Source organism: Arcticibacterium sp., from assembly GCF_055134445.1.
The window spans coordinates 192,075-206,828 of sequence record NZ_JBSRVI010000083.1 but is presented as its reverse complement, the minus strand read 5'-3'; the positions used below and the strand labels follow the sequence as shown (position 1 = coordinate 206,828).

General features: G+C 38.5%; 10 protein-coding genes. 4 read left to right on the top strand and 6 right to left on the bottom strand.

All coding sequences use genetic code 11. The features are described from left to right. The first annotated feature begins 323 nt into the window (after positions 1-323). Both ACTBZY_RS11400 and ACTBZY_RS11395 read left to right on the top strand, forming a co-directional pair. Entirely contained in the window at positions 324-1,604 is a 1,281-nt protein-coding gene (locus ACTBZY_RS11400; protein WP_463046469.1) for an alginate export family protein, read from the top strand. 38 nt (positions 1,605-1,642) lie between these two features. Further along, the gene (locus tag ACTBZY_RS11395) at positions 1,643-2,977 is read left to right on the top strand and encodes an MFS transporter (RefSeq protein WP_463046468.1); all 1,335 of its coding nucleotides are present in this window, start codon (positions 1,643-1,645) and stop codon (positions 2,975-2,977) included. A gap of 279 nt (positions 2,978-3,256) precedes the next feature. Here the strand turns inward: ACTBZY_RS11395 and ACTBZY_RS11390 are convergent, their stop codons facing one another. From ACTBZY_RS11390 to ACTBZY_RS11365, 6 genes are all read right to left on the bottom strand, one after another. Then, positions 3,257-5,422, bottom strand: coding sequence for a PepSY domain-containing protein (locus ACTBZY_RS11390; RefSeq protein WP_463046467.1), 2,166 nt, complete (start codon positions 5,420-5,422; stop codon positions 3,257-3,259). Between the two features lies 1 nt (position 5,423). After that, the gene (locus ACTBZY_RS11385; protein ID WP_463046466.1) at positions 5,424-5,912 is read right to left on the bottom strand and encodes a DUF2271 domain-containing protein; all 489 of its coding nucleotides are present in this window, start codon (positions 5,910-5,912) and stop codon (positions 5,424-5,426) included. 11 nt (positions 5,913-5,923) lie between these two features. After that, positions 5,924-7,417 (bottom strand): ankyrin repeat domain-containing protein, encoded by a 1,494-nt coding sequence (locus ACTBZY_RS11380; protein WP_463046465.1) that lies wholly within the window; start codon positions 7,415-7,417, stop codon positions 5,924-5,926. Between the two features lie 69 nt (positions 7,418-7,486). After that, positions 7,487-8,779: a hypothetical protein gene (locus ACTBZY_RS11375; protein ID WP_463046464.1), complete on the bottom strand. Its 1,293-nt coding sequence runs from the start codon at positions 8,777-8,779 to the stop codon at positions 7,487-7,489. Positions 8,780-8,789: 10 nt separating this feature from the next. After that, on the bottom strand, positions 8,790-11,186 hold the full coding sequence (locus ACTBZY_RS11370) for a carboxypeptidase-like regulatory domain-containing protein (protein ID WP_463046463.1): 2,397 nt from the start codon (positions 11,184-11,186) through the stop codon (positions 8,790-8,792). Between the two features lie 181 nt (positions 11,187-11,367). Next, positions 11,368-11,871: a hypothetical protein gene (locus ACTBZY_RS11365; RefSeq protein ID WP_463046462.1), complete on the bottom strand. Its 504-nt coding sequence runs from the start codon at positions 11,869-11,871 to the stop codon at positions 11,368-11,370. 398 nt (positions 11,872-12,269) lie between these two features. Here ACTBZY_RS11365 and ACTBZY_RS11360 point away from each other — a divergent pair, with 398 nt between their 5' ends. Next, positions 12,270-13,460 (top strand): DUF6786 family protein, encoded by a 1,191-nt coding sequence (locus tag ACTBZY_RS11360; protein ID WP_463046461.1) that lies wholly within the window; start codon positions 12,270-12,272, stop codon positions 13,458-13,460. Beyond that, the gene (locus ACTBZY_RS11355) at positions 13,457-14,467 is read left to right on the top strand and encodes a family 43 glycosylhydrolase (RefSeq protein ID WP_463046460.1); all 1,011 of its coding nucleotides are present in this window, start codon (positions 13,457-13,459) and stop codon (positions 14,465-14,467) included. The genes ACTBZY_RS11360 and ACTBZY_RS11355 overlap by 4 nt, the downstream gene beginning before the upstream one ends. Positions 14,468-14,754 lie beyond the last annotated feature (287 nt).

Here is a 14,754-nt window from a genome sequence, read left to right as displayed (position 1 = left end):
TCCACTTATGAGTATTTAGCACACCCCTTGGCCCAAGCTAAACAATATAGGAAACCAGCTCCCACACAAAGATCAAAGCCTCCACAGATTCATCTAAACAATAGAGGAAACTCAATATTTAATACTGCACTTTGTTATATACACCATCTTTTAGACCGCTCATCTTCACTTGTAAGAGATATTATTGTATTATTTCAATAAATTATAAATAATTATTCTTTATCACTTCATACCTAACAAACGCATAAATACATTTGAGTATACAATAAGTATTTATACTTAGTTGTTGTTTTCGTTTTTCAATAATAAAAACAATAGTGTTTATGAAAAGATATTTCCAAATACCGTTTAGGTTGTTTACTATTTTGAGCTTGCTCACCATAGCCTTTCAGAGCTATGGGCAGTTTAAGTTATCTGCAGAAATAAGACCGCGAGCAGAATTTAGAAATGGATTCAAAACACCTTCATCTACAGGTTTTGAACCCGCTTTTTTTGTGGAGCAAAGAAGTAGGGTATATTTTGACTACGAACAGCCTAAATACAAAATGAAACTTGCTCTTCAAGATGTCAGATACTGGGGCGAAATTCCTCAAGTATTTAAATCTGACGTTGGCAACTCATTTTTAAGCGAAGCTTGGGGAGAGTTGATGTTCACAGAAAAAGTATCTATAAAACTAGGACGTCAAATTATCTCTTACGACAATGAAAGATTCTTAGGGGGGCTAGAATGGGCTCAACAAGGCAGGAGACACGATGCTTTGCTCCTTAAAGTTGAAGATGAAGTTGCCAAATCAAAACTTCATTTGGGTTTTGCTTTCAATACCGATAACGACATTGCGGAGCCAGTCTTATTACAACAAAATAACGTCAATTTTTACTCGCTTGGTGCTGGCCAATACAAAACGCTGCAATACGCTTGGTACCATAAAGAGCTAGATGGTGCAGCGGTTTCCTTATTGGCCCTAAATGCCGGCACTCAAAATCCAGATTCCACACTGTCTAATAAACAAACATTCGGTTTTATTGGCTCTAAGAATGTGGGCAAAGTCAAACTAGCTGCAGATGTGTATTACCAAAGTGGGAAAATAGGCACTACTAGTGTAAACGCACTTTTAGCTGGCGTTAACGCCACTTTAAAGACCAAAGTAACCCCAATTACCATTGGTTATGAATATGTTTCTGGTAAAGACAATAATGGTAAGACAACTGCCTTCAGCCCAGATTATGGGACCAACCATGCTCATAACGGATTTATGGACTATTTCTATGTAGGCCCATCAAATGGCTCCGTGGGTGTTCAAGATATTTATATTAAAACCTCCTTTAAGCTGGGCAAAGGCAACCTTCTAGCCCAAGCTCATGAATTTTTAACAGGTGCAGAGCAAAGTTCCGAAAGTGGCGAAACGCTTTCAGCCGCGATGGGTACCGAAATAGATCTGGTTTATGCACAGAAAATAGGCAGTGATATTACCGTGAACTTAGGATTTTCGCAATTATTCGGCACAGATACCATGCTAGCTCTTAGGTCAGGAAACCTAAAATCTAACAACTGGGCATGGGCCATGATCACCTTCAAGCCTACCCTCTTCACATCCGACAAATAAAATCTATTAACGAATTCCAAATTTTAAACTTTACTATCATGAATACACTTAGTACAGGGGAGAAAGCCATCAAAATAGACATCTTCAGTCTTGGCACTATCCAGATGAGAACATTTCATTTAACTTGGTTTGCCTTCTTTTTATGCTTTTTTGGATGGTTTGCTCATGCTCCATTAATGAATGCCTCCATTCAGCCAGACCTTTCATTGTCTAAAGCACAGGAAGCTATCGCGTTTATTGCCTCTGTTGGTATTACCATTATTGCCCGTTTACTTATTGGCCCTCTTTGCGACAAAATTGGTCCTAGAAAAGCTTACGTTTATCTTTTGATTTTTGGTTCTTTCGCTGTCGCCGGTTCTGCATTTGCATTTGATTGGACCTCTTACCTCATTTCTCGACTAGCCATTGGCGTGATAGGAGCATCTTTTGTTATTACACAGTATCATACTTCTGTGATGTTTTCTCCTAAAATTGTAGGTTTGGCAAACGCCACTACTGCAGGTTGGGGAAACTTAGGAGGAGGCGTTACACAAGCCATTATGCCATTACTGGCTTCTGGAATGGCAGCATGGGGTTTCTCTAACTCTGAATGGGCACAGTGGCGTTCTGCTATGTTTGTACCCGCTATTATCATGTTGGGTGTAGCATACCTTTACTGGAAATACACCACAGACTGCCCAAAAGGAAACTATGAAGACCTTCCTGAAGACAGACCACAAGTAAAAGAAGGAGAAAAAGGCTTATTTGCCGATGCCGCTAGCGACTATAGAGTTTGGGTACTATTCCTGATGTATGCAGGCTGTTTCGGGATGGAATTATTTGTAAACGGTAAGGCTGCTACTTATTACCAAAACAGATTTGAGCTGAATGAAACCTCCGCTGGTTTAATCGCCTCGCTTTTTGGACTTATGAACATTTTTGCGAGGTCCACAGGTGGATGGCTCGGAGACAAATTCTCTGTAAAATCTGGACTGACAGGTCGTGTAAGATGGCTGGTCGTGGTTATGGTGATAGAAGGCTTATTATTGATGGTCTTCTCTAGAATGAGTGTATTGCCAATGGCCGTAGGAATGATGATATTCTTCAGTCTCTTTGTCCAAATGGCCGAGGGAGCCACCTACTCCGTAGTACCTTTTATCAACAAAAGAAGCTTAGGAGCAGTATCTGGAATAGTAGGTGCTGGTGGAAATGTAGGAGCCGTTTTTTACGCACAATATATGCTGAGAACAGGCACACCTTTAGAAGATTGTTTCTTGATTTTTGGAGCCATCGTTTCCGTCATAGGACTAGTTGGTTTTAGTATCCAATTTTCTGAAGTGGATGAAAGAAAAGCCGTAGAAGAGCAATTAAGATTAGAAGCGATACCGATTTAGTTTATTTTAAGATAACGAAAAGCTCCTTGATTTTGTCGAGGAGCTTTTTTCGTTTAAAGCGATTGTTTTTTATAGCATCATAGAGTTAGCATTGGAGAATCGTAATGAGTTTTAAAGTGGAATAAATCAGGCATTTAAACGAGATTAGCCTAGCGGTTTACCCTGAGCTAATCTCGAAGGGTTCTGGCAAGTGATTTAAGTGCGTTTACGAACTCATTTGAATCAATATAGCTACGGTCCCGATAGCTATAGGGAGATTTTCTAGTGCATAAAGCGGGTTTAATAACAATCTGTCAGGATTCTTTCTTTCTCTATCAAATGCTGCACAGAGGGTAGTTCAAACGCTCTAAATATTTCGTTTAATTTCTCATAAACACCTTCTCGCATTTTAAGCGAACCACATATCATTATTTGACCTCCGCCTTTAATAATATTTACTACTTGTATTTTATTTTTCACCACTATGTCTTGCACATACATTTGAGGTGATTCTCTAGAAAAAGCCAAATGATTCGCTTTTAAAACACCAAAGTCTTTCAGTAATGGCTCATACAAAACAAAAGATGATTGCGTTTGTCCTCCCCAAAACAATGAGATTTCAGCATGCTTATTATTCTCCATAAAACCTAAAAATGGAGCAATACCTGTACCATTTCCAATAAGTAAAATTTGATCAGTATGGGTGTCTGGATAAAAAGAAGGGTTCTTTTTCACAAATGCTTTTATCTCATGTCCTTTGTTTAAAGCACCTAAATAATTAGAACACAAACCTGTCCTTTTTATGCTTAGCAATATGTTTCCTGTCTTTTCAATATAGGCTATCGAATAATACCTTTCAATGTTACTTTCTGGCAGATAAACCCCTAAAAGGTCTCCTGAATGAATCTTATCGGTGGATTCCGAACCATCTATTTCCAATAGGAAAGTGTCGTCCAATGGGTTTTTACTTTCCTGTCGGTTAATAATTTTGAAATTACAGGTTTTAGGATTTCTAGAAATCTTCAGTTCTTCCAGGTTTAGCTCTAGAGCACTTCCAGTCTGTTTTCTCCAAGCATTTAGCCAATCCAAAAACTCCGAAATAGAAAGGTCGCTGACCGTTTTAACGGGCAAGGTAGGTGATGAAAAAGGAAGTCCTTTTAAAACATCAGCAGCATCAAAAGCAAATTGACAATAATGCTTATAGCTCTTTGATCCAAATCCTAAAACAGAATAATCAAACTTCTGATCCTTTAACAGCTCTATCTTATCCATAAACCTATTTGCATTTTCTGGTGCATCGCCATCTCCATAAGTAGATGTAAAAACCAGCAGCTGTTTTAGTTGGGGAGCCTCCTTAATGTCATTCATGGAACACATAAAGGCCATCTCGCCAGACTGAAGCAAAGCTTGAAGAATGGTTTCTGCAAACCTGTAGGTGTGTCCCGTTTCTGAACCCACCAAGACGACATGGCTGGCATTTTCAAGTGAAACAGTATTTTTAGCTCTTTTTCTTAGTTTACCACGACTCATCTGTACACCCGAATACAGGAAAAATAAAGTGGCGAAAGAGCTCAACAACAATAATATGGCATAAATCACCCCCAAACCCTCTCCTGTATGCCACTGAAAGCTAATATCATGCAAGACACTGGCAATGGGATGGTTCATCAAAGACACCAAGACTCCACTTTCCTGGTTTAATAATAGCGTTTGGGTATGAGTTTTTAGTTCGTAAAACTCTGCTGGATCTCCCGAAATAGGAAAGAGTAGCTCCTTTATATCACCAAGCTTCACTTTTTCAAAATGATTACCTTCAGAAACCTCTACCAAGTTCAGACGTTCACTGTTCAACGCTTTGGCTGGCATAAATCTATTCCAAAAAAGCATACTGCCAGAAAGTGAAATAACCAAGACGGGAACTAGAAACCAGCGACCTAGGCGAGCATGGTTATCTCTACTAAAATCTAGGACGACTATTTTTGACAGAAATTGTTTCCAGTCTCCTACCCTTTTTAAAAGAAGGAAAATACCACTTACAGACAGAAAAAGCATCGCAACCGATGCCACACCTACAAAGAAACGTCCGGTTTGTTTTAAGAAAAGAGAACGGTGCAAATCCCTACAAAAGTCAAAAACAGGATGCTCACCGGCTATGTTTTTCAGTTCAGAGCCATTAAAAGGATTAATATAAAATGTTCCGTCCGAGACCTCACCTATGGCTTCAATCTTGATGTTCCCATAGTTATCTCTGGCCACACTAAACACCTCCAGATAGGTAGCATTTAAGGTGGCCAAAAGGTCGCTCAACAAAATGTCATCAGCTCCATTTAAAGCCTTACTGTGAAGCATGGGCTCAAAAGAAAGGACGACACCTGTACTCGCAGCTATCAATAAAAAGATTCCTGAAATGGCTGCGAGCACAAAATGGAGACCTCTCCAGTTAAAAATAGGACGATATTTTATCAACTTAAACCTTTATTAGTTTTACGTACCTGATATAACCCGTACCGTTTTTGCTAACGCCAATATTGGCTGTACTTAAATCCATTTGAAGATCTTTTTCTACATATTTCTGATTTTCTACAGAAGACTCAAACCTTAGCTTATAGCCCTTATTAATTTCTGATTCATCAAAAGTGAACGAAACCACTTTTCTACTTCCAGCGGTTATCGATGCCCCAGAAATACCATCTAAATTTTCTTTGGTGGCACTGTAAAACTTCCACCAACTAGGGATATCATCATACCAGCGTTCTTCTTTTCCAAAAACCTGTAGTGTTCTTTTATAGGCTCCTTTCTCGTCTAAAAGAGAAACGACCACATAAGCACCCTCTCCCGTATAATTGGTGAGTTGAACCAAGCATTTATATTGCGTTGCCTTTGAGGAATATCCCGAAGAAAAAATCAGGGCACAAAATATCGTTATATAAGTCAAAAAATATTTTCTTTTTTTCATCTGTTAAAATTTTATCTGCTTCCTTTCAAAAAGCTTAAGTCTACATGCTCTAAGGCTTCATTTTCTAAGGCTAAGTCGTGAACTGATTCTTCAAATTCCGTTTTCATTAAAGTGTCAGCACCTTTGTCCACTAAAAACTTAAGCATACCTGTGTCTTTAGCGTTCATGGCAGCATAATGAAGCGGTGTGTAACCATCAAGATTAGACTTGTTTATATTGACTCCTTCTTCTAAAAGAAACTTTAGAAGTTCAAACTCACCCTTTTCTACAGCTATATGTAAAAGGGCTTCATCCGCGGGATTGATACCTTTACTTTTCAGGTAGTCTAATTTAGCCTGATAATCGCCTATTTTTCCATTGAAAGAAATGGTTAAAGCATAAGTAAGGTTTCTACCTTTTTCATCTTTCCATTTAAAATCAGCTCCATTATTGGCTAAAAGCTGAAGCACTTTTAGGCTATTATTCCCTTCAATGGCTAAGGCGACAGGCGTTTGACCTTTCTTATTCCTCAAATTAATATCTTGAGATTTCTCAACCCAATACTTCACTATTTCTTCTTTACCATTTCTAGCAGCCAATAAAAGCGGCGTGTCACCATCTTTATTAGGCGTATTTGAATTTAGGCCCTCCTTTAAGAAATAGTCGAAAACACGGACGTCTCCAGCTCTTCCTGCTAAGGTATGCAAAGCAGATTGACCTTCTTTGGTAACATTGGCAGGGTTTAAACCCAAATCTTTTAAATACGCCAAAAGCTCCACACTCACCACAGGCGTTCTGCCCACACCCACAAAATTGAAGGCGTTTTCTCCCGTTTGAGCATTAGGCTCATATCCAATCCCCTTGGACACTAAAAACTTCAAAGTCTCCAAATTACCGCTTGAAACAGCAGCATGAAACAAACCATTACCTTCCGCATCTTTGCTTTCTAAACGCACGCCTTTCTCAACAAAATAATCCAGAAAAGACAAGTCTTCCAGTTTCCCGATAGCTACTAGAGCTACATTCTTGCCATGTTCTTCTTTATCGTTCACCATGTCGGCTCCATGAGCCAAGCAGAACTCATAAAGGGCTTTATCTGCCTTTCCGCTGAGGGCTACATGCATGAGTAAAGATTGACCGTGGCTATTGATAAGGTCTGTTCGAGAGCCTTTTTCTACCAATAACTCCATGACAGGCAAATTTCCCTTCATCGCCGTCCACATCAAATAATTATTAGAATGATGCGTCATTTGGTTGACATCTGGGCCTTTGTCAAGAAGATGCTTTACCGTTTTATAGGGAGCATCTGCCATAATCGCCAATAGTGTACCGTCCCATCCATTAGGACCCATCTCCATGATGTCGTTCCCTTCAGAAATCTTAGCTTCAATGTTTTCAATACTCGGCTTTTTAGCCCAAAAACCTCGGTCATGAAAAATGTTTTTGCTTTGAGCATATACACTACCCGTTAATAGCAAGATCGTGAGCAGCGTTAAGCCAAGTTTTAGTCCGTTTTTTATTATCATTACAAATGCTGTTTAAGTCAGCAAAACCCAAAGAGGAAATGCTATTTGATATGTTTAATTTAATTCCGCTTAGTATACACCAATGTAGTATGCGTCGGCTCCCGTTTTGAGAGCAGCCCCTTTCACAAAACCATCTGGAGAAGTAGAATCTATATCAAAAATGTAGATGTTGCCCTCCTGTCCTAGAGGAGCCAAAGCCATGTAAAATTTGCCATCTTTTACCACGCTATTTTGATATTGCTGTAACCATAACTTTGATGGCAAGTTTAATTTGATGGCCGTATTATTCTTAATGTCGATCCTGGCTACAGACCAAACGGCGTCTGCTGTTCCTCCTAAATCTGTTTTGGCATAGGGAACGTAACCAATGCCATTTCCTGCATAAAACCAACCGTTTGAAGTCACATTCTCACCCAACAGGTCTGATAAATTAAAGCTAAAAGAGTTGTCATACGCTCCACCCTTTATTTTCAAAATATAGGTATCATAAGAGCTGTTTGGAACAGAAATCAACTGGTACACATCACCACTTTCATCCACATGACAAACTGGGGTTCGGTATCCATTAGTGGCACCTTTTGCTCCATCCACACCAGACTTTATAATCTTTGGGTTGGTCAGCGAAGGATAATCTACCACTAATGTTTCTACACTGTTATATGTAGCATTTTTTCTGGCATCAGTAGCTGCATCATAGCTGCTCTTACCCATTCCATAATACGCCTTACCTCCAGCTACAATAGGTGCATCTATTCTGAAAACGTAATCACCAAGAGCCTCGTCTTCCGCACTAACAGGAATCTCAAACTCTTCAATTTTACCTATCTCAAGATTTCCTAAGTTCACCGACATGATTCTAGCCTTAGGCTGCGTTCTGATGAAAGCACCGGAAGTGGCATCATAAACTCTTTCTGTAACCACATTATGCAGCATGGCATAATCGTCGTCTATTCTCGTCCACCTTGGATTTGTAGTACCAATGGCATATTCTACGTTTGTTTCAGAAAGCTGGGTATAGTTCTGACCGCCCTTTACGCCAAATTTGTAGATTCTACCCCCGCCGTAATCTAAATCATAAAGCGACTTCCCGTCTGCCGAAGTAAAAATTCTGGCTGTTCTAGAAGAAGGTACTTCAAAACCAAATCCGTCAAAGCTTATTGTTCCAGAACTTAAGTCTATCAGGTTTTGAACATAGGTGGTAGACACACTTCCCGAGCCTACAGCCATTGCCACAGAAAACGCCCTTTCTCCTCCCTCTTCTCCTATTACTGGATCTATCGTGCCTGTATCGCAGCTTGCTGTTGCAAAAAATAAACCTGTTAGAGCCGCTATCGTTTTAATGTTATTAAAGTTGATTTTCATTATTTATTTTTTAAAAAATATTATAGTTCAGTTTAGTATAAAAAGCTCTTCCAGCCTTTTGCAAAGCATAGTTGTCAAAAACCTGTTCATTGAAAATATTCTTTGCGTCAATGCTGAGTATTATCTTATTATTGGGAAGCGTAAATGCTAAGCCCACATCGTTGACCAATTGTATTGGAATAATATCCTTTCCTGCACTTCCTAGACTTTCCCAATCTCTAAAAAACTCATGGACGTAACCAAGGTTATGATAGACAGAAATGCGGTTTCCCTTTAGGCTGAAATTATATCTTGTATTATTATTTAAGGTAAAGTAGGGCTCGTTTCTCAAACGGTCGCCGAAATAAATATACTGCGATCCATTGGCGTCAAACTGCTTATTAAAACGAGCATTAAAGACAGAAACTCCTAGCTTCAAAAACAGCTTTTCTGAGTAAGCATAGTTCAATTCTGAATCAACACCTTTACTAATAACGGCATCTTGATTTTCGAAAGAAAAAGTCTCGTCTTGCTGATTAGCAATGGCCTGACGAATCATCCCTTTAGTATCTCTAAAGAAGAAATTACTCGTTAACTTCACCATATGCCCATTGGCTCTAAACGGTCCGAGATTAAGACCTAAATTTAAATTTTGACTGCTCTCAGGATTAAGCCCATAAGAAGGATTGATGTTTTCGGCAGTATTTCCAAATACCTCTTGGTCCGTTGGAAGTCTGATGGCGTTTTCAAATGAGGTCATCAGCTGAACTTTCTTTAACACTTGATAAGAAATGGCTAAACCCCCTCCATTCCTTTGGGTGTTTTTATCATACTCAAAAGAACTAACCGCCCCACCTCTAGATGCCCTTACGGCATCTTTAAGTCGTACATTTTGCTGATAATGTTTAAAGAATAGAGACGATTTTAATTTATCATTGAAAAGAGAGTTTTCTAGGGCCAATCCGTATACATCTTTATTAAGAAATCTTGTATCTATGAGTTCTCTTTCTGCCAAAGGCCTAAGCGGGTCATCTGGCTTTCTTTGAAAACCTGTTTTAAGAAAATTAAAGACTAACCTATTCCCCTCATTAAAATTGTAAATGCCATTGGCCTTTATCGTAAATGTGTTTTCCACATCTAGATTTAAAGTAGGTACTCCAGCCTCTGCCCCAGAAGACCACTCTTCCCATTTGCCATCTTCATTAAAGTCTGATAACTCCCCATACCAGTTGGTAATATAGGCTACGGTATCCACAACGCTTCGCTTTAGGTTAGATTGAGAGCCAAAAAGAGACAGGTCTAGGTTTTTAAACAGAAACCCATCTTCTTTATAAGTAGCATTAAACATTCTAGTATTTTGATATGCTCTTCTGTAAGCGTAAACGGTTTCCATGGTAGCACCGTGCTGCACATCTTTATCTAACTCAGAAAGTACCATACCTACATAAGCCTTATCTGCCCATTTTTTATCAGACACACCCAGGTCAATCTTAGCACCGTACGATTGGTAAGCGTCGTGAAACCTCTTGGCCGTGACATAGTCAATCTTCCCCAACTTGTTCGTGATATAAATCTGATTTCCCCAGACATCGTAGTTATTGTCGGAGTAGTTATAAAATCCAGAAGCATTCAGGGTAAGACCCGTCTTCTTATTCCTTAAGGTGGTGTTTATATTCGCATTATGTGTATTAAACGAACCCATAGAATATGCCACGTTCATCGTGTTTTTTGCCGCTTCGGTCAGTATAATATTGATGGCTCCACCCAATGCATCCGTGGCCAACTCTGCTGGAACTACGCCTTTATAAACCTCTATTCTTTCAATCAAATTTGTAGGGATGCTACTTAATGAAAAAGAGGGTCCATAATTCTCAACAGGTACGCCGTCAATGAATATCCTAATAGAACTACCAGACAAACCATTGATATTATAAACCACTCTAGAACCTTGCCCACCAGATTGTTTTATACGGACACCCGCACTTTGGTCTAATAAATCCATGGCCTGCACAGATTGAAACTTAATGTCTTTGGTTTCTATGGCATTAACCGCAAAACCCTTCGTCTCTATTTTTGTCTTGGTTGATTTCGCTGTAACCAAGATTTCGTCCAATTCACCGATATCTTCTTTTAATGCAATTTCATAGTTCTCCACAGATGTATTTAAATTCATTTTCAAGGCCTTTTTAGAGTAACCCAATGAACTTACCAAGACGTCATAATGGCCTTCTTTAATTCCCAATATTTCGAAGCGACCGTTTTCGTCTGTTTGCGTTCCTTTTGACGTTTTTTCCAAAATTACATGAGCAAAAGGAACTGGTTCTACTTTGTCTGCATCCATCACCTGTCCCGTAAAGACCACCTGTGCAAAGCCCGGAAAAGACAAAGCCGTAAAACCACAAAACAAAAGATTTCTTAAATTTCTCAAGCCTCTTCTTATTTAGACTAATTATAAATTGAGCCGCAAAGAAATAAAGCAAAGTGTTAAGAAGCAAGCCTTGTTTAGAAAAATTCTAAATAAGGCTTTTGGCTAAATAATCTACATAAAAAAACCGACTCTAGTTTCCAGAGTCGGCCCTTAAAAAATAATGTTTAATCTTACAAAAAGATTACTTTGAGAATTTAAAGTCTATTGAAATAGCGTCGCCATCGCCTTCTATCGTGCTTTCTTGGTCAAACGAAAGGAAGAAGAAAGAAAATAACCAGAAATCTTCTTCATCCGTTGTCTCTTCTTTATTAACATCAATAGTTGGAGAGCTTAGCACTAAACTAGAACCGTCAACCTGAACCAGGTAAGTGATTTTTTCACCATCTTCGTCCATTATCGCCTTATTTGCAGCGGCGTCAAAGGTATAGTTGCCACTAAACGTTTCTCCTTCAAAATCTGTAAAAATATAAGTTCCGTCCGACTTAAACTCATAAGTCGCATTCTTATAATAATTGTCCTCTAAAGCTTGAGGCGTAACTGGATAAGTTTTAGCGTCAACAATTAAGTCAATGCCGGTATTCGACCATTTCCCTTCGATACCAGATGGTGAAACAACATCATCCTTAGAGCATGAAGATAAAATAACCGTGAATAAAAATAGAACTGAAGTAAACTTGCGTAACATAAGTTAAGTTTTTATGGAATTAATAATTCTTTTAATTAACCTATCATAAGCAAGTATTGAGCCCAGAATCGACCTGTTTCAAACTTCTTAGATTTTTACAGTCAGCGTAACTTTAAATACCATTAATATTTCATCAGAAAACCGACACTCGAAACTTAATAGACAACCCTCTTTTAAGCCGCTGAAGAACGGCACCCTGCTAGACGAGAAAATTTTCTACAGACTTAGGCCAAGGCCGTATGAAAAATGCCTTTATTTTTATAAAGAAGTCATAAGCAAAAAAACTATCCTTGGTAAAGTAAGACCCTCCCCCTAAAACTTTCACACATTTCAGTTGGTCGGATGCTCCATATCCTACTAAATTGAATCAATCTTATTGAATGTTAAAATAATAAATAATGAATATATATCTTAATACCCTGATATGTAGCAGTGTTGTGTTGATTATGACCAGTTGCTCTTCACAACCGGAGGTTCTAAAAGGCAGCTTTGGCTTTGATTTAAATTTTCTAAAAAAACACCAAAACGTAATTACACTAGAAGACAATAATGGCAAGAGTCAACTTATTCTATTGCCTGAATTACAAGGAAGGGTGGCTACCAGTACGGCCAACGGTTTAGCAGGAAACAGCTACGGCTGGTTGAACTATGATCTGATTGCCTCTGGGAAATTTGAAGAGCACTTTAATCCCTTCGGAGGTGAAGAGCGATTTTGGATGGGCCCTGAAGGCGGTCAATATGCCATATTCTTTAAAAAAGGAAGTGAATTTACTTTCGACAACTGGTATACACCTAAAGAAATAGATACAGAGGCGTATGAAGTCATTTCACAATCCAATAGAGAAGTACTTTTTCAGAAAAAAATGTCCTTCCTCAATTACCAAGATTTCAAATTTGACATCCAAGTAAATAGAAAAGTGTCTATCTTAGATGAAGGCCAAATTGAAGAGGAATTGGGATTAGCAATACCTGCTGACATCAACTTTGTAGCATATCAATCTGACAACGAGATAGTCAATTTAGGTGAACAAGCTTGGTCCAAGAATTCAGGCCTATTATCCATCTGGATTTTGGGCATGTACATGCCTTCTGAGAACACAAAGGTGATTCTCCCTTATAAAGGCTCGTTGGCTTTAAACACATCCTACTTTGGCACTATTCCTCCCGATAGACTACAGATAACAGAAAAACACGTAATGTTTAATGGTGATGGCACCGCTCGGTTCAAACTAGGAATACCTCCGCAAAACTTGCACCCTTATGCAGGTAGTTATGACGCCGACAAACAAACACTTACTATCGTAAATTATACGTTTAAAGGGGATACCACTTATGTTAACTCTGTCTGGAGAGAGCAAGACAACCCTTATGAAGGCGATGTTATAAACGCATACAATGATGGTCCCTTAGATAATGGTGGACAATTAGGCCCTTTTTATGAACTGGAATCTTCCTCGAGTTCTAAGGAATTGAAACCTGGTGAGTCCATTAAACACACACATAAAACTTACCACTTCGAGGGCAATTTTGACGAACTAAATAAAATCTCCAAAAAGTTATTGAACAAAGATTTGAACGAGCTAAAATGAAACTGAAATTTATACTTTTACTATCCCCATCTTTTCTCTTTTTACAATGCAATTCTGAAGGGTCTGAAAATGCAGAAACAAAGGTCGACACTCCTGAAATATTAGTTCCTAAACAAGCCAATCAGTTTGAGTGGGTTTATAAACCTGATGGCGATTATTTCTTTGGTCCTGATAGCGATTATTTAAAAGAGGGAAAATGGTATGACAACTGGGTACCAAACGATCATACTTTTGTAAGAGTTAAAGATGGCAAGTGGCACATATTCGGCATTACACATCCTGAGGTTAAAACGGTTCCATTAAATAAAGGTATCCATGAAGGCGAAAATGGCTCCTTTCATGCCGTATCGTCTGCCATTAATTTCAAAGAAACCCTAGCAGAAAATCATTATTCTGACCTTCCTAAGGTGCTGACACCAAAAGACCGTCCTGGAGAAGTATTGGCTAACCATGCCCCTTACATTGTAAAAAAAGATGATTTATATCAGATGGTTTATGGTCACAGCCCTATTCGTTTGGCAGTATCATCAGATTTAATGAACTGGGATGTAAAAGGCGAATTGTTTTCTGAAGTTGATGGAGCACGTGACCCAAATTTGTTACTTCATAATGGTACTTATTATATGGTCTACTGCTCTTTAAAAAGTGTCCTTTTAAGAGAATCCAAAGACTTAATAAGGTGGAGTAAGCCCAAAACAATTTTCACTTCTGAATCCTTCGATCCAGAATCTCCTTCGCTCATATTTCACAATAATACATGCTATCTATTTTTATGTTCGTGGGATGGAATTTGGGACCAAAAAGATATACAAGGTGCTTATCAGTATAAAACCTATGTTTTACATTCGAAAGACATGTTTGACTTTGGACTTGACCTTCAGAAACATATTACAACACTGAACGCTCATGCTCCAGAAGTTTTCCAGGACGAGGATGGCGATTGGTATATTTCTAGTGTAGAATGGCCTAATAGGGGCGTAAGTGTTGACAAACTAATTTGGCAATAAACTACCAAACCTTTAATAAACTGAGTTCAAAGAAAATAGCACCTCCATATCGACTCCTTTTTTTAATTCCTAAAGTAGTTTTTTGGCCAAGGAAGTGAACTAGATGAATGACATATTCCTTCTATGTCGTCCTATAACTCAAATATAGTCTCAAAATAAAACCACGTTAAAGTTTAAGACACAATAACCTTTAGAGAAACAAAATACATGATTCACGAGTCTATTGTAATGTGCCAATATTTATAATTTTCAATCCAACTCTAATGGACAGAATTACTATAAAGCTC

Bases quoted from the DNA above. Each gene is read 5' to 3' on its own strand.
- ACTBZY_RS11360 (WP_463046461.1), top strand. From the start codon at position 12,270: ATGAATATATATCTTAATACCCTGATATGTAGCAGTGTTGTGTTGATT.
- ACTBZY_RS11400 (WP_463046469.1), top strand. From the start codon at position 324: ATGAAAAGATATTTCCAAATACCGTTTAGGTTGTTTACTATTTTGAGC.
- ACTBZY_RS11395 (WP_463046468.1), top strand. From the start codon at position 1,643: ATGAATACACTTAGTACAGGGGAGAAAGCCATCAAAATAGACATCTTC.
- ACTBZY_RS11375 (WP_463046464.1), bottom strand. From the start codon at position 8,779: ATGAAAATCAACTTTAATAACATTAAAACGATAGCGGCTCTAACAGGT.
- ACTBZY_RS11355 (WP_463046460.1), top strand. From the start codon at position 13,457: ATGAAACTGAAATTTATACTTTTACTATCCCCATCTTTTCTCTTTTTA.
- ACTBZY_RS11365 (WP_463046462.1), bottom strand. From the start codon at position 11,871: ATGTTACGCAAGTTTACTTCAGTTCTATTTTTATTCACGGTTATTTTA.
- ACTBZY_RS11380 (WP_463046465.1), bottom strand. From the start codon at position 7,417: ATGATAATAAAAAACGGACTAAAACTTGGCTTAACGCTGCTCACGATC.
- ACTBZY_RS11385 (WP_463046466.1), bottom strand. From the start codon at position 5,912: ATGAAAAAAAGAAAATATTTTTTGACTTATATAACGATATTTTGTGCC.